The following is a 15,185-nucleotide window of genomic DNA, read 5'->3' as shown; positions in this document are numbered from 1 at the left end:
GCGAGGATGGAACCCGGGGGTGGGATGCGGACAGTAGGGGATATGGGGACGGGAATCACCGACGAGGAGGAGACGTGGGCGCGCGCTCGCGACGGAGACTCCTCGGCCTTCGCGGCGCTCTTCGACAGGCATCGCGATCGGGTTTTCGGGCAGGCGCTGCGGCTCCTCCGTGCGCCGCACGACGCCGAGGATGTGACGGCCATGGTGTTCCTCGAGGCGTGGCGCAGGCGCGCCTCCGTCCGGGTGGTCGACGGTTCGATCGTCGCGTGGCTGCTCGTCACCACGAACTTCGTCGTCCGCAACCAGGCGCGCAGCGTCCGGCGATACCGCGAGGCGCTGCAGCGCATCCCCGTCCCCGCGGCGTCGGAGCAGCCCGATGAGACGGCGGATGTGGACGAGCGGCTCGACAACTCGTCCCGCGACACTCAGGTGCGGGCGGCCTTCGCCCGCCTCAGCCCGAACGACCAGGACGTCATCACCCTGTGCCTGCTCGAGGAGCTCCCGATGGAGCAGGCCGCGGCGGTGCTGAAGGTCCCCGTCGGCACGGTGAAGTCCCGGCTCTCCCGGGCCCGGCAGCGGCTCGGAGCCCACATCACCGAGCTCCTGAGCGCGACAGCGACCGCGAAGGGCGCGCCCGCGACCGCGAACGGCGCTCCCGCGACCGATCTCGACCCGACCGGATCCACGATTCCGCCGACCGGATCCACGACCTCGTCAGGAGGTGCAGAGCGATGACCGGACCCCGTTTCGACCCGCAGCGCAGCGACGCCATCCGCACCATGCTGATCGACACCGTCGAGCAGACCCCGGCGCGCGACCATCGCCGCCACGTGCGGATCGTCGTGCTCGCGATCCTCGCCGCGCTCGGCATCGGCGTCGGCTCCAGCGCCGTCGCGATGGCGCTGGGCGGGATCGACCTCTTCGGTCCGCCCGCGGCCACGCAGGCGGCGGTGGCCCCTGCGACCGCGTCCCCGACCCCTACGCCCACCCCATCCGCGACCCCCACGCCCGAGCCCCACCCGCTCGTCGTGACGGGCGACCCGATCGCGCCGCGCGACGTCGTGTCCGCCCCGCCCGCCACGCCCGCGTGGACGATCGACGTCCCCGGTGCGGGAGACATCTGCCAGGACCCCCAGGTCATCGACGTGTCGGACGGATACGCGCTCGTCCAGAGCGGGCCGACGCAGCCGCCCGAAGACCTCGCCTACGACTGCGCGCCGACCGAGACCAAGCTCTGGCTCTCGTTCGTCGACACGCGCGACGGCACCGTGGTCTGGACGAGGGAGTGGACCTGGCCGTTCGAGCCGACGACGTACACGACGGCCAACGTCCGTGTTCTCGGCACCTCGGGGCATCTGCTCGTGCAGACGGTCCTCTCCGGCGCGCCGCAGGATGCCGATCCGCGCGACGTGCCGGCCGAGGTGCTGGATCTGGCCTCAGGTCAGACCCTGGGTTCCCTCGACTACTTCTCCGAGCACCCGTGGGACTCGATCCTCCCGATCGCTGACGACTCCGGCGATGTGATCGCCGTCCGGCGGACGCCCGCTGACCCTCACGGGGGCACTGGCCAGGTGACGGTGAGTCGAGAAGACCCGCTGGATCCCTCGTCGGTCGCCTGGAGCGTATCCGTCGACGCGTCGCGGGTGAGCGTCAGCACGATCACGAACGAGAGCTCCGTCCTGCAGATCTCCTATGCGAGCACCGATGTCCAACCGCATTCCATGATGAAGGTCGTCGACATCGACTCGGGGGCGATCATGGTCGAGGGGCCGCAGGACCGCAGGTACCTCTATCTGGATGGCGTGACGATACGCGAGACGATGACCGGATCGACGATCTCGTCGATCGCGGGGATCGACGACGCCGGCAACGAGTTGTGGAGCAGGAGCGACGACGGGCGAGCGCTGCAGGTCGCGACGGTGACCTCACCCCAGGCCGTCCCGGGCGCCGGCGAGCTCCAGACGTCCACCGTGATGGTCAGCTTCGCCGACGGCAGGGTCGAGATGGTGGATGGTCTGACAGGCGAGTCCAGGTGGATCGTCGACGGCTCGACCTGCACGGTCAACCCGTACTTCGAACCGTTCCAGCGCACGCCGGACGGACTCGTCGTCCAGTGGTCGAGCGGCTACTCCTTGGAGGACGCGACCACCAGCAAGGGACCCACGTGTGCCTTCACCATGGACGGCGAGGTCGTGGACGTTGCCGGCCGGCCGGCACCCCACCCGTTCCTGGACTCCCCGGATGGCTGGACGGCGACCTACGAGCTGAAGGACGCGTGGGGTAGCGGGGGAGTGGCGACGTACAAGGTCCACAGCCCCGAGGGGACGGTGCCGACGGCGACCGTGCGGGATGCGGTCACCGGCGCGGTGCTGTGGACCAGGCCGATCGCCTCCGACGAGCGCTGGGCGTTCGCGGGAGGGTACCTCGTCGGACTCTCCGGAGGGACGATGTTCGGGATCGGCTGAGCACAGGCTCCGGCGGACGCGGACCCGAGGGGGGAAGCTGCGACCGTCGGGCGCCCGGGCGGGGGGCTCGGGCGCGACCGGTGGCCGTGGGCGGGGGGCCCACGGCCACTGGGGTCGCTGCCACCGCGCCGACGGCGCTCGGCCGGGGCTGGCCGCGCCTGCCGTGCGAGCGGCAGCGGCGCATCCGCGCATCCGCGCATCCGGGAGGGGACATCGCTAGGGTGAGGGCGTGGAAGAGGCGCAGCAGTACGTGCGATGGCGGGCGTCGGTGGGCGCCGAGCCCGACGCGGTGGTCCGGGAGCTGACCTACTCGGGGTGGACGGAGCCCGCTGCGGCGGCGCTCGTGGCCGAGGTGTGGCCGCCCGTCAAGGGGCGCGGGCTGTGGATGCTCGTGGTGACGCTCGTGATGGGCGTCGCGATCCTCGTCATCACCGTGCAGCTGCTGGTGTCGGTGTGGGCGTACCCCGGGGGTCCCCGTGCGACGTACGCGCTGCTCGAGGGGATCGGTCCCGCGTTCGGCAACTACCTCCTGGTGACCGTGCCGCTGTGGATCATCGGGACGGTGTTCTTCATCGTCCATCTCACCGTGGCGCGTCGCAGTTGGGCGATGGTGAAGCTCGTGAGTCCGCGGTCGAGCGCGCTCGGCGCCAGGAGGACGCTGCTGACGTTCTCCTGGATCCTGACGATCGGCAACCCCATCCTCAGCACCGTCGCCTGGATCGTGCTCTTCGTGCAGTACGTCGCGCTCGGCGTGATGTGCGGTGAGGCGGTCAGCGCCACCTGCGGCATGTGACCCCGACCGCACCCGCTCGGGCGCCGACCCGCCTCTGTCGCGGGTGCGCCTCCTGCCCCTAGCATGGGGGCGGATGCGGGCGACGCCGCCCGCGATGAGGGGGCGACGCATGGGTGACACGGCGACGACGACGGGCTCCGCTGACCGGACGCACAGCGGCTCGGATGCGCGGGCGCTCGCCGCCCGGATCTGGTTCGGCGCCATCGCGGTGATCGTCGCGGCCGCGCTCGTCATCCAGATCACGCTCATCTTCACGGGTGGGCAGGACGTCAACTCGACGACGAACACGTCGGGTGAGAGCCTCGCCACGCGCCTCGTACGGCTGTTCAGCTACTTCACGATCCAGAGCAACATCTTCGTGCTCGGCACCTCGATCGCTCTGCTCGTGAGCATCCGGCGCGACGGCCGCGTCTGGCGTGTGCTGCGGCTGGACGCGATGCTCGGCATCATCATCACGGGCCTCGTCTACGAGACCATCCTCGCGCCGCTGGTCCATCCGGAGGGCTGGGCGCTCGCCGCCACGATCGGCTTCCACTACATCTCGCCGTGGGCGACGCTGATCGGCTGGTTGATCTTCGGCCCCCGGCCGCGGATGAGCTGGGGTGCCGCGGCGGCGGCCTTCATCTGGCCGATCGCCTGGCTGGTGTACACCTTCGTGCACGGCGCGGTCACGTCCTGGTATCCGTACCCGTTCCTGGACGTCACCCTCATCGGCTTCGCCGACTCGGTGCGCAACTGCCTCGTCGTCCTCCTCATCGCGATGGTGATCGCCGCGATCCTCACCCTCCTCGACAAGCGCCTCCCCTCCCTCGTCCGCTGACGGGAGGCTCCGGGCTCACCTGCGCCCGCCTCGGGTGGCCTGGCCCCAGGCGACGGCGCGGCGGGCCTCGGAGTGCCAGCGGCGCCGCACGTGCAGGGTGATGTCGCTGTCGGCGCCCTCGCGCATCGTCATCCTCACACCGACCATTCGGCCGACGTCCACGACCTCGATGTCGTCGATCCGAGTCCTCGAGACACGGGTCGCGGGTCGCGGCGGTGATGAGGATGTCCAGACGATCACCTCCTCGTCGGCGAAGGTCACGCCGCCGTAGGAGTACAGCCGGGCGGGGTCGCCCTCCCGCTCCAGCCACTCCAGCGGGAGCACGAGCTCCGCGGCGGGCGCGACCCTGCGAAGGTGACGACGGAGGAGGCGCTCACGCTGGAAGGCGGAGACCAGGATGGCCCGAAGTGCGGCACCGGCCACGATGACCGCACCGATCACGAGCGCCGCGAGCGCCTGGTCCGCGAGCCATCGCTGGTCGGCTGCGGACCAGCCGTCGACCTCTCGGACGCTCGACCAGACACCCCACGCCACCGTCGCGCCCAGGGCCGCGATGACGACGAGGACGACGATCGTGGTCACGCGCCGCCGCTGCATCCTCCGATCATGGCGGATCCGGCGCACGCGGCGGATGCGGGCACGCACACCGCCCGCGGTGTCCACGTAGGGTGGGAGCGTGGCGGGGGAGGACGACGCGGGGCGCGCCGAGGGCGAGCGGGTCCCGGACGCCCGACCGCGGCCGACGCCGCTGTGGGCGCTGCTGTCGCGGTGGCTGCTCGCGCTCGAGGCGTGGCTGCGCTCGCACGGGGGGAAGCGACTCCGCAACGGGCTGCGCGCCTTCTGGGGTCTCATCGGCGTGGCCGGGCTCGTGCTGCTGTTCGGCCCCGTCATCAACCCGCCGCTGACGTTCGAGGACATCACCGGATCCGCCGAGACCGCCACCGACACCTGGATCGCTCGCGACTTCACCGCGGACTACACCCTCACCCAGGATGCGGAGGGGCGGCTGCAGGCCGAGGTGGTCGAGACCATCACCGCGTTCTTCCCGGACGACGTCGACGAGAGCGGCATCCAGCGTGTGCTGCCGGTGGAGTACCAGGGCCACGCCCTGAACCCGACGCTGCTCAGCGCCACCATCGACGGCGACCCCGTCGATCCGCCGAGCCAGACCACATCCGACCGGCTCACCTACACGCTCGACACCGGCCAGCGCCTGAGCGGCGACCACGAGTTCACCCTCCGGTACACCCTCCAGGACCTCGCCTACGCCTCGACCGACGACGCCTCGGGCGACGACATCGACCTCCTCGAGTGGAGCGTCTTCGGTCCCAGCTGGCCGCAGGCGTTCGCGGGTCTCGACGTGACCATCACGATGCCCGACGAGCTCGCGAGCCATCTCGTCCGCCAGCCCCGCGCCGACATCGCCTGGCTGCTCGTGAGCGGCGGCGACTGGCTGGAGCCCGAGGAGGACAGCCCGCCCGGGCAGACGACGTACGCGTTCACGCTCGACCAGAACATCCCGCCGAACGCGCAGGCCTGGTTCGACATGCGCTTCCAGCCGGGCACGATCACGATGCCGGGCCCGTCGCCGCTGTTCCTCGTGCAGACGTTCGGGCCGGTGGTCCCGCTCGTGGTGCTCCTGGTGACGCTGCTGTTCTCGCTCGCCGCTCGCGCCGTGGCGTGGAGCGACGCCCGGGGTCGGCCGTGGTTCGTCGCCCAGTACGACCCGCCGAAGGGCGTCTCTCCGCTCGTCGCGGCGCAGATCCTCGAGCGGCCGCGCACGAGAGAGCTCGCGGGAGCGCTCGACGAGCTTCGCGACCCCCGCGGCGGAAGCCGTCGGGAAGCCCTCATCGCGGCCGGACGCGCCGCGCGCCGCACCGGGCGCGTCGGCGATCGGCTCCGGGCGGGCTTCGCCTACGACCTCGCCCTGGAACGGCGCCGGCAGCTCACCGACGGCTTCCGTCGGGTCCCCCGCGGCTTCGTCCGCGACTGGTTCCTGCTCGCCCCGATCGCGCTCACCCTCGTGCAGTGGGGCATCGTCCGGCAGCTGTCGTTCCAGACCACGCTGGCGATCGTGTGGTGGCCCGCCGCCTTCGTCCTCGTCTCGACGGCGATCTCCCTCGTCGTGATCTCGATCGCACTCAGCGCGCGGCCGCTCACGCGCAAGGGCGCCCTCGTGAAGCAGCACCTCCGCGGCATCGGCGTCTACGCCGAGCGCACGAGCCTGCTCGAGCGCGCCACGCTGACGGATCCGCTGCTGCCGTACGCGGTGCTGCTGGACGACCCGCGCGACGCAGGCAAGCGGATGACGGCGGCCATCGATCGCGAACTCGGCGACGATGCGCCCACGGCGAGCGACTGGCGGACCCGCGACTTCGTGACGTGGCCGCGGTTCGCCGTGAACACGCTCGCGATCCTTCTGGTGGCCGGGTCCATCGTGCTGGCGGCCACGGTCACGACCCCGTACGCCCGCTCGTCCACGTTCGACTCGTACGACGTCGACGTGCCGGGCGCCCTCTACACGACCATCGACTCCGTCTCGGTCGACGCGACGCTCTCGCGCGACGACGACGGCAGGGGCCGGCTCGACGTCACGGAGCGCGTCACGATGTCGATCGACGACGACGCGAGTCGGCCGCCGCAGTTCGCGCAGAAGCTGCCCGCCGCGATGGACGGGCAGGACCTGGGGCTCTCCGTGACGGGCGTCCGAGTCGATGGAGCCGACGTCCCCTTCGACGTCACCCGCCAGGGCGACCTCGCCCTCGTCGCGACGCGGATGTCGCAGGTGCTGACCGACACGCACGACGTCGAGGTGACGTACATGCTCGCCTCGGCGGTGACCGCGGCTCCCGCCTCACCGCTGGCGGAGGCGCCGGGCGAGACGGTCGACCGGATGCGGTGGGTGGCCCTGCTGGAGGGCTGGGACAGCTGGGGGACGCAGACCGACGGGCCGAGCCCGGTCGAGGTGTCGATCACCGTCCCCGACGACCTCGCGGCGCTCGCGGAGACCGCCGGGTGGCTGCGCGAGGATCCCGACACGGCCGAGGACGCGCGCGACTGGAAGGAGTCCACCTTCCCGTTCGGCACGGCCGTCGCCGAGATGGGGCCGTCGGACTACCTGGAGGACCCGTCGCCGTCCGACTACGGCACGATCACGGAGACCGCCACGCAGAGCGACGGCGCCACCCGCCACGCGCTCACCGAGACCTACGGCGAGTTCGGGTACCCGACCGGGAGCAGCTACGACGACCTCGGTGCGATGCTCGAGTTCCCGGCGGGCACCTTCACGGGGCCGGATGCGGGTGCCCTGGCCCGGGATCGGTTCCAGCGGGTGATCCCCTTCCTCCTCGTCGGGGGGCTGGCGCTCCTGGTGTTCGTGATCGCCGCGCTGGGCGTGGGGCACGCGATCGTGAGGTCGCGCCGCACGAAGCCGGGGACCTTCCGCGACCTGGTGTGGCGGCTCGGGCCCGCGTCGGCGCTCGCGGCCGTGATCGTGTTCGTGTGGGCGACGGCGGACATGCCCGCCGACTGGGCGGAGTTCCCGCCGCTCGCGCTGATGGCCTGTGCAGCGGTGGCGGCCGCTGTGGTCGGGATCGTCGCCGTGCGGCCGGAGAAGCGGGTGGGGCAGCTGCTGGCGGGGCGCGGGCGGCTGACCAGGGGATCGTCGCCCGGCCGGAAGGGGCGCGGCCGGCACTGACGCCCCGGACGCTGCTCGTGATCGGGCGCCTGGCGATGGTGAGTTCTCCCCATAGCCGACGACGGCGGGTGCGAGTACGTTCGGATCAAGGTCGGGGGCGAGCGCCCTCGATGCTTGTGACGAGGAGAGCGAGACATGACCGACCCGACTGGGGGAGACAGCCGGCCCGACGAGCAGAAGACGCCGCCGCTGCCCCCGACGTACCAGCCCCCGCAGACCGAGGGTCAGCAGCCGCCCGCGGGTCCTCCCGCTCCGCCTGCGCCCTACGGGCAGCAGCCGTCCTCGCCGCCGCCCGGCCCGGGCAGCAGCTCACCGTACGGCCAGCCCTCGTCGCCCCCGCCGCCGTCCGGTCCGTCGGGCAGCAACCCGTACGGTCCGCCGCCGGTGCCGTCCGCCTCGGGGCCGACGCCCCCGCCGCCCGCGGGCCCGCCGTCGGGTCCGTCCGCCTCGGGGTCGACGCCTCCGCCGCCCGCGGGTCCGCCGTCGGGTCCGTCGGGCAGCAACCCGTACGGTCCGCCGCCGGTGCCGTCCGCCTCGGGGTCGACACCTCCTCCTCCGCCCTCCGGTCCCTCCGGCTCCACGCCGCCTCCGCCGGCCTACCAGCCGGGCGGCTTCGGCGGCGGGCAGACCCCGCCCCCGGCCGGTCCGGGATACGGCGGACCCGGCTACCCCGGCGGCCCGGGGCAGCCCCCGCAGAACCCGGGTGACTTCCCGGGCAAGACGCTCGGCATCGTCGGTCTGATCGTCGCGATCTTCGCCAACGTCGTCGGACTGATCATCTCGATCATCGCCCGCAACCAGTCCAAGCGCGCGGGCTACAAGAACGGGCCCGCGACCGCGGGCATCGTGGTCGGCGCCGTGCTCACGGGCATCGGCGTGATCGTCGCGATCTTCTCGATCATCGCCATCGTGATCGCCGGCACCACGACGGCGGCGGTCGTCGGCGGCCTGAGCGACTACACGCCCAGCGCGACCGACGGCGGGGACGTCGACGAGACCCAGGTCGACGTGTTCTCGATCCAGGTGGGCGACTGCTTGAACGACACGACGTCCGGCACCGAGGTCAGCGACGTCCCGCTGGTCAGCTGCTCCGACCCGCACGACTACGAGGTCTACTACGACTTCGACATCACGGGGGGCAGCACGTACCCCGGTGACGACGCCGTCGCGCAGGACGCCGAGGAGGGGTGCGCCGACGCGTACGAGGCCTTCGTCGGCATCCCGTACGCCGACTCCACGCTGAACTACAACTACTACACGCCCACCTCCACGTCGTGGGAGGAGGCGGACGACCGCCTGGTCTCCTGCGTCATCTACGACCCGGCGGGCAAGGTCTCGGGAACGCTCGAGGGGAGCAAGCGCTAGCGCCCTCGCGCCCCGCGCCCGCGTGTCGATCGGCGCCGCATCCGCACTCAGCGCGCGGGTGCGGCGCCGATCGCCGTCGCGACCACCCGAGCCATCGAGCGGCGGATGACGTGGTCGTTGACGTGCACCGGATGCGTGGTGACGCCCTTCATTCGCGACAGGATCGCGACGCTGCCGGGGACGAGGAACTCGTCGAGGGTGCCGTAGACGACCTCGATCGGCACGTCGACGGTGGCGAGGTCGCTGATGATGGTCTGCGTCTCGATGCAGTTCTCGAGCGACTTCACGAACGGCGTCCAGTTCTGCTCCGTGATCTCCATCACGTGCTCGATGGGGAGCAGCTTCGTCACCCAGGCGGCGTTCGCGAGGGTGAAGTCCTTGTTCTCGCGGAAGAAGCGGTAGGCCGCCAGGTAGCCGGAGACCCGGGCCCGGGTGCGCGGATCCCCGATCTCGGAGGGCGACTGGTACACGGGCGGGCTGACCAGCACGAGCTTGTCGAGCGAGCGGCGATGGGTCGCCGCGTAGCGTGAGGCGATGAGGCAGCCGAGCGAGTGCCCGACCAGGGTGAAGTGCCGGAGGCCGAGGTGGCGGAGGGTGTGCGCGAGGGCGTCGACGTGCTCCTCAAGCGTGTACTCCGCATCCGGAGGCTGCGGCGACTGACCGAAGCCGAGGAGGTCGACCGCGATCACCCGGTAGTCGTCGCGGATGAGCGGGACGACGAAGTCGAACGTCGTCGCGCTCGACGCGATCCCGTGCACGAGCACGATCGTGGGCGGCTGCTCGGCGCGGAGGTGGGGCGTGTGCCCGTGCTCGTGCCCGTGCTCGGCGGGCGGCGCCGGCTCCGAGTCGACCGACACGTGGAGCAGCGGTTCCCGCTGCTCCCGGATGAGCCCCCTGATTCCCGCCATGCCGCCCATTCTGCCGCGCCCACCTGGCCGGCGGGCGCGAGCGCGTCACTCGGGGATAGCGAAGTTGTCCTTGAAGAGGCGGGCGGGGTCGACGCGGCGCTTCACCTCGCGGAGGCGGGCGAGGTGCGCGGGCGGGAACGCCTGCTCCACGATCGAGGCCCCCGTCCGTGTCTCGAAGCTGAGGTAGAGGCCCTCTCCGTGGGCGGCGAGCGCGTCCCAGAGCGCCTCGAACCTCGCCGAGCGGCCGATCGCCGTCACCGAGAAGTTCGCCGAGCGGTGCGCGTACGCCGTCGCATCCGCCTCCACGTCGGAGACCGCGCCGCCCACCGAGCGGATCTGGAACCACGGAGCCGACCCCGACCGCACCAGGGCGGCGGCAGCGGCGGCGGACTCCTGGTCGAGGTGCCCGAGCAGGGTGGAGCGGAAGCCGGGCTCACCCTGTCCGTCGTGCGTCGCATCCGAGGCGTTGGCCATCACCGCCGCGTACGGGGCGAGCTGCACCTGCTGCCCCACGAGGGGCCCGATCTCGGCGAAGGGCTGCAGCCGCGCGATGATCGTGTCCGGATTCGGCGAGTCGACCACCCCGTACACCTGCGCGATCGTCGGCTCGCCCGGACGGGCGGCGCCGAGGATGAGGAACAGCGTCACGTCGCGCGGGGCGGCCTCCATCGCGGCTCCGAAGCGCTCGAGGAAGCCCTCCGTGTCGGAGGCGTCGAACGCGAGCTGCACCCAGCCGACGTCGGTGACCTCGTCGACCTCGAACTCGAACGCCGTGACGATCCCGACGTTCGCCCCTGCCCCGCGGATCGCCCAGAACAGGTCGGGCTCCTCCGTCGCCGAGGTGCGCACGACGGAACCGTCCGCGAGCACCACCTCCGCGGCGACGAGGTGATCGATCGTGAGTCCGTGCTCCCGGGAGAGGAAGCCGATCCCGCCCGCGGTCGCGAGTCCGCCGACACCCACCCCGCCGTAGTCTCCGCTGGAGAGCGCCCAGCCGTGCGGCTGCAGCGCGGCGGCCACGTCCATCCACCGCGCGCCGGGGCCCACGCGCACGAGTCGACGCGACTCGTCGAGCACCTCGAGGGAGTCGAGCGCGGCGAGGTCGATGACGAGTCCACCGTCGTTCGTGCTGCGTCCGCTGATGCCGTGCCCGCGACTGCGGACGCCGAGCGGCAGGTCGGGATGGCGGCGTGCGAAGCCCACCGCCTCCACGACCTCGTCGACGGACCGGGGCCGCAGCACGAGCCCGGGCGAGCCCGCGCGCATGTACGTCGACCGCACTCCCGCGAATCCGATGTCGCCCGGCTCGACCGCCGTCTCGCGCAGCGACTCGGGCAGGTCGTCGTAGGCGATGCCCTCGCGCCGTTGGGCGAGGGCGCGGGCACTGCGTCCGGTGCGCACGGCGGTGCCGGCTCGCTCCCGCTCGGCGGTCACCGTCGTTCGGACCGCGGGGACGACCTCCTCGGCGAAGCGCTGCAGCTGTGCGGGATCGTCGGTGGCGAGGATGAAGGTGCTCACGCCGTCGGCGAGGGCGAGCGACACGAGCTGGTCGACGCTCTCGCCGCCGCCGATGTTGAGCAGTCGCGTCACCTCGGACGGATCGCGCCCGGCGTCTCGCGCCGCGTCGTCGATCCGGGCGTTGCCCTCCGCGAGCTTGCCGTCCTGCATGTAGGCGAGCGAGGGCAGCCAGCCGTCGGCCTTGCGCCCGGTGAGGCGCAGCATCCGGGGCTTGTAGGCGCCCAGCCAGATCGGGATCTCGTGCGCCGGCGCCGGTCCCCGCTTCGCGCCGCGGATCGGGTAGTGCTCCCCGCCTCGGAGCGGAGTCCGGTCGGCGGGGTTCCAGATGCCGCGGATGACGTCGATCGCCTCGGAGAGCGCGTCGACGGCCTGCCCCGGGGTGAGCCGGGTGCCGCCCATGGCCTCGATGGCGTCCCAGAACGCGCCGGCGCCGAGGCCGAGGTCGACGCGGCCTCCGGAGAGGAGGTCGAGCGACGCGGCCGCTCGGGCCGTCACCGCGGCGGGCCGCAGCGGGAGGTTGAGCACGTTCGGGGAGAGGTGGATGGTGCTCGTCGACGCCGCCGCCCAGGTGAGGAGGGTCCAGGTGTCGAGGAACGCCGGCTGGTACGGGTGGTCCTGGAAGGTGACCAGGTCGTACCCGAGCTGCTCGCTGAGCTGAGCCAGCGCGACCGACGCCTGCGGGCTCGCCGCCGTCGGGGTGATGAAGGTTCCGAAGCGGATCGGATGACCGTAGTCCATGCGAGGTCCTCTGGTTGAAAGATCGTCTGTCGTACAACCTATCTGATTCACAACGTATTCCGGTAGGATCTGCTCATGGCGCACGACTCGGAGCTCGGCTGGGCACTCGGCGTGGTGTTCCGCGCCTGGCAGCGCGAGACGGAGGAGGCGGTGGGCGACCTGCCGCACGGGCCGCGGGGCTTCCAGATCCTCAGCACCCTCGCCACGGGCGACCCGCCGACGCAGGCCTCGATCGCGATGCACCTCGGCATCGACCGCACCGTGCTCACCTACGTGCTCGACGACCTCGCGGCGGCGGGCCTCGTGGAGCGGACGGCGGATGCGCGCGACCGGCGGGTGCGTCGACTGGTGCTCACCGCATCCGGGCGGTCGCGCGTCGAGGAGCTGCGGGCCCGGGTCGCTGCGGTCGAGGCGGGGATGTTCCCCGGGCTCACGGCCGAGGAGAGCGCGTCGCTGCGCTCGCTCGTGGAGCGCGCGGCCGCGGGTATGCACACCGGCGACGGCGACCACGACGCGTGCCGCGTGGTGCAGGACATCCTCGCCGACGCGGCCGGCTGAGGCCGGCGCGGGCCGGGGCGGGCCTGGGCGGGCCCGGTGGCCGCCTGACCGTCGAAAGGGAGCCTCAGAGCGCGCATGGCGTCCTCTGCGCGCCATGTCGGCTCTCACGGTACCTTTCTGCGGCCATCGGGTGGGTCGTACCTCACGCCCACGGCCGTCGCGCAGGCGAGTCCGGGTAGGTTCTAGAGCGATGCGCACCCGAAGCACCGCTCTCCGATCCATCCCGACCCGCCGACGAGTCGCCCGCCGGATGGGGCTCGTGACCGCGGCCGGTGCTGCCGTGCTCGCGCTCGCGGGGTGCGTCGCGCCCGACCCGTCGCCCGGAACGCCCACGGCGTCGCCGACGGCGTCTCCCACGCGCACGCCGACCCCCACGCCGACGCCGACCCCGGTCGACCCGATCGCGGGCATGAGCCTCGAGCAGCAGGTGGCCCAGCTGTTCATGGTGGGCACCGCTGCCGACTCCGTCGATCAGACCACGCTGGATGCCGTCAGCCAGCAGCAGATCGGCGGCATCTTCCTCCACGGCCGCTCCTCCGCCGGGGTCGACGCCACCTCGCAGGTGGTCCAGCAGTTCACCTCGGCGCTGCCGGCCGGGGCACCCAAGCTGTGGGTGTCGACCGATCAGGAGGGCGGCGACGTCCAGGTGCTGTCGGGGCCCGGGTTCGACGACATGCCGTCGGCCCTCACGCAGGGGCAGTCCTCGCCCGACCAGCTGCGCGCCTCCGCCGCCCAGTGGGGAGCGGAGCTCGGGCAGGCCGGCGTCAACATGAACCTCGCCCCCGTCGCCGACATCGTCACGAGCCCGGAGACCGCGCAGAGCAACCCGCCGATCGGCGAGCTCGACCGCGAGTACGGCTACTCGGCGGATGCGGTGATCGCCGGGGCGGGGGCGTTCGCCACCGGGATGCGCGACGCGGGCGTGATGCCGACGCTGAAGCACTTCCCGGGCCTGGGGCACGTGGGCGAGAACACCGACACCGACACCGGGGTGACCGACACCGTCGTCACCACCGACGGGCCCGACATCAGCGTCTACCGCGCGCTGCTCGCGCAGGGACCGGCCGTCGTGATGCTCTCGACCGCCACCTACGCGAACATCGACCCGTCGGCGCCGGCGGCGTTCTCGAGCACCATCGCGACCACGCTGCTCCGCGACCAGCTCGGCTTCCAGGGGGTGATCACCACGGACGACCTCTCCGCGGCGGCCGAGGTGCAGGCGTGGTCGCCCGGCGACCGGGCGACGCTCGCCCTCTCGGCGGGCGTGGACCTGCTGCTCGTGTCGGCGGACTCGTCCGTGTATCCGGAGATGTACGCCGCGGTGCTCGCGAAGGCGCAGGCCGATCCCGCGTTCGCGGCGCGGGTGGCGGACGCCGCGCGGCACATCGTCACCGCGAAGGTGGAGCCGCTGCAGTAGCGCCGCCCGCGCTGCCGCGCGGCTCCGCCCGCTGCAGTGCTGTGCTGCGGTGCCCCGCAGCGTCGTGCTGCGGTGAGGTGAGGTGCGGTGCGGGCTCGGGCGATGCGCCGGTCTCGACTGGCCCGCGGCTGTGCTGCGGATCCGGTGGGATCGCGGGCCTGCTCGACGGGCGCTACAGCGGCTGCGCTGCGGCTCAGGCGATGCGGCGGGCGAGGACGACGCCGTCGTCGAGGACGGCGGGCTCGCCGTTCGGCGCGGTGGCCTGGCGGGTGCGTGTCTCGACGAGCAGCAGCTCCCACTCGGTCGGGTCGAGCGCGAGCGCCTCGACCTCCTCCGCGGGGCTCAGGAGATCCGCGTGGTGGGCGGCGTCCTCGCCCGTCGCCCACGGCGGCACCGCCGCGTGCGTGACGAGGAGCAGGTGCCCGCCCGGAGCGACCAGGCTCGCCGCCGCCGCCAGGATCTCGCCGCGCGGAAGCAGGACCGGGGAGTGGAAGAAGCTCGCCGTGACGAGGTCGACGGAGTCCGTTCCTCGGCCGGCCGCGCCGGCCATCCAAGCCGAGAGGTCCGTGGCGATGAAGCTCACCTGGTCCTCGCCGAGACCGGCGGTGACGGCTGCGTCGCGGGCTCGGCCGATGGCCGTCGGGGAGATGTCGAGGCCGGTGACCCGCCATCCTCGCTGGGCGAGCCAGATCGCGTCGCCGCCCTCCCCGCATCCGAGGTCGAGGGCTGTGCCCGGCACCACTCCGGCTGCCTCGAGGTCGGTGACCACGGACGCCGTCGTCGCGTTGACCCGTCCGGACCACACCTGTCCGGAGCTGCCGTAGCGCTCTTCCCAGAAGTCGACCGGGGCCGGGTCGGAGGTGCCGTGCGCGTGCCCGGCCGGGTCGGAATGGGTGTGCATGTCCC

At 72.4% G+C, this 15,185-nt stretch carries 12 protein-coding genes; 8 read left to right on the top strand and 4 right to left on the bottom strand.

Annotation, left to right across the window (positions count from 1 at the left end; genetic code table 11):
* The first annotated feature begins 42 nt into the window (after positions 1–42).
* From IEX69_RS09000 to IEX69_RS08985, 4 genes are all read left to right on the top strand, one after another.
* Positions 43–735: an RNA polymerase sigma factor gene (locus IEX69_RS09000; RefSeq protein ID WP_085020680.1), complete on the top strand. Its 693-nt coding sequence runs from the start codon at positions 43–45 to the stop codon at positions 733–735.
* Positions 732–2,465: a PQQ-binding-like beta-propeller repeat protein gene (locus IEX69_RS08995; protein WP_085020679.1), complete on the top strand. Its 1,734-nt coding sequence runs from the start codon at positions 732–734 to the stop codon at positions 2,463–2,465. The genes IEX69_RS09000 and IEX69_RS08995 overlap by 4 nt, the downstream gene beginning before the upstream one ends.
* A gap of 229 nt (positions 2,466–2,694) precedes the next feature.
* On the top strand, positions 2,695–3,258 hold the full coding sequence (locus tag IEX69_RS08990) for a hypothetical protein (protein WP_085020678.1): 564 nt from the start codon (positions 2,695–2,697) through the stop codon (positions 3,256–3,258).
* A 109-nt stretch (positions 3,259–3,367) separates the two neighbouring features.
* Positions 3,368–4,078, top strand: a complete 711-nt coding sequence (locus IEX69_RS08985) for a Pr6Pr family membrane protein (protein WP_174604504.1) — start codon at positions 3,368–3,370, stop codon at positions 4,076–4,078.
* 15 nt (positions 4,079–4,093) lie between these two features.
* Here IEX69_RS08985 and IEX69_RS08980 read toward each other — a convergent pair whose 3' ends face one another.
* Complete coding sequence (locus tag IEX69_RS08980; protein ID WP_085020675.1) at positions 4,094–4,660, bottom strand: hypothetical protein; 567 nt, start codon at positions 4,658–4,660, stop codon at positions 4,094–4,096.
* A gap of 94 nt (positions 4,661–4,754) precedes the next feature.
* On the opposite strand from IEX69_RS08980, the gene IEX69_RS08975 reads away from it, so the two are divergent.
* Together IEX69_RS08975 and IEX69_RS08970 are read left to right on the top strand one after the other, a co-directional pair.
* On the top strand, positions 4,755–7,775 hold the full coding sequence (locus IEX69_RS08975; protein ID WP_085020674.1) for a DUF2207 domain-containing protein: 3,021 nt from the start codon (positions 4,755–4,757) through the stop codon (positions 7,773–7,775).
* Between the two features lie 135 nt (positions 7,776–7,910).
* Positions 7,911–9,140 carry a DUF4190 domain-containing protein gene (locus IEX69_RS08970; protein ID WP_157127282.1) on the top strand — a complete coding sequence of 410 codons (1,230 nt, stop codon included), beginning with the start codon at positions 7,911–7,913 and terminating at the stop codon, positions 9,138–9,140.
* Positions 9,141–9,187: 47 nt separating this feature from the next.
* Here IEX69_RS08970 and IEX69_RS08965 read toward each other — a convergent pair whose 3' ends face one another.
* Positions 9,188–10,048 (bottom strand): alpha/beta hydrolase, encoded by an 861-nt coding sequence (locus IEX69_RS08965; RefSeq protein ID WP_174604502.1) that lies wholly within the window; start codon positions 10,046–10,048, stop codon positions 9,188–9,190.
* Between the two features lie 45 nt (positions 10,049–10,093).
* Complete coding sequence (locus tag IEX69_RS08960; RefSeq protein WP_085020670.1) at positions 10,094–12,304, bottom strand: LLM class flavin-dependent oxidoreductase; 2,211 nt, start codon at positions 12,302–12,304, stop codon at positions 10,094–10,096.
* A gap of 75 nt (positions 12,305–12,379) precedes the next feature.
* On the opposite strand from IEX69_RS08960, the gene IEX69_RS08955 reads away from it, so the two are divergent.
* Together IEX69_RS08955 and IEX69_RS08950 are read left to right on the top strand one after the other, a co-directional pair.
* A complete protein-coding gene (locus IEX69_RS08955) occupies positions 12,380–12,862 on the top strand; it encodes a MarR family winged helix-turn-helix transcriptional regulator (RefSeq protein WP_085020669.1) in 483 nt (160 codons plus the stop codon).
* 190 nt (positions 12,863–13,052) lie between these two features.
* Positions 13,053–14,279 carry a glycoside hydrolase family 3 N-terminal domain-containing protein gene (locus IEX69_RS08950; RefSeq protein ID WP_085020668.1) on the top strand — a complete coding sequence of 409 codons (1,227 nt, stop codon included), beginning with the start codon at positions 13,053–13,055 and terminating at the stop codon, positions 14,277–14,279.
* 193 nt (positions 14,280–14,472) lie between these two features.
* On the opposite strand, the gene IEX69_RS08945 is transcribed toward IEX69_RS08950, so the two are convergent.
* Positions 14,473–15,180 (bottom strand): class I SAM-dependent methyltransferase, encoded by a 708-nt coding sequence (locus IEX69_RS08945; protein WP_085020667.1) that lies wholly within the window; start codon positions 15,178–15,180, stop codon positions 14,473–14,475.
* Positions 15,181–15,185 lie beyond the last annotated feature (5 nt).

The sequence above is a fragment of the Cnuibacter physcomitrellae genome (assembly GCF_014640535.1).
Lineage (GTDB): Bacteria > Actinomycetota > Actinomycetes > Actinomycetales > Microbacteriaceae > Cnuibacter > Cnuibacter physcomitrellae.
The sequence above is the reverse complement of the archived record's forward strand: the minus strand, read 5'-3'. Positions and strand labels throughout refer to the sequence as shown.

Excerpts from the sequence above, each read along its gene's own strand:
- IEX69_RS09000 (WP_085020680.1), top strand. The coding sequence starts at position 43 with ATGGGGACGGGAATCACCGACGAGGAGGAGACGTGGGCGCGCGCTCGC.
- IEX69_RS08995 (WP_085020679.1), top strand. The coding sequence starts at position 732 with ATGACCGGACCCCGTTTCGACCCGCAGCGCAGCGACGCCATCCGCACC.
- IEX69_RS08985 (WP_174604504.1), top strand. The coding sequence starts at position 3,368 with ATGGGTGACACGGCGACGACGACGGGCTCCGCTGACCGGACGCACAGC.
- IEX69_RS08970 (WP_157127282.1), top strand. The coding sequence starts at position 7,911 with ATGACCGACCCGACTGGGGGAGACAGCCGGCCCGACGAGCAGAAGACG.
- IEX69_RS08965 (WP_174604502.1), bottom strand. The coding sequence starts at position 10,048 with ATGGCGGGAATCAGGGGGCTCATCCGGGAGCAGCGGGAACCGCTGCTC.
- IEX69_RS08960 (WP_085020670.1), bottom strand. The coding sequence starts at position 12,304 with ATGGACTACGGTCATCCGATCCGCTTCGGAACCTTCATCACCCCGACG.
- IEX69_RS08955 (WP_085020669.1), top strand. The coding sequence starts at position 12,380 with ATGGCGCACGACTCGGAGCTCGGCTGGGCACTCGGCGTGGTGTTCCGC.
- IEX69_RS08950 (WP_085020668.1), top strand. The coding sequence starts at position 13,053 with ATGCGCACCCGAAGCACCGCTCTCCGATCCATCCCGACCCGCCGACGA.
- IEX69_RS08945 (WP_085020667.1), bottom strand. The coding sequence starts at position 15,180 with ATGCACACCCATTCCGACCCGGCCGGGCACGCGCACGGCACCTCCGAC.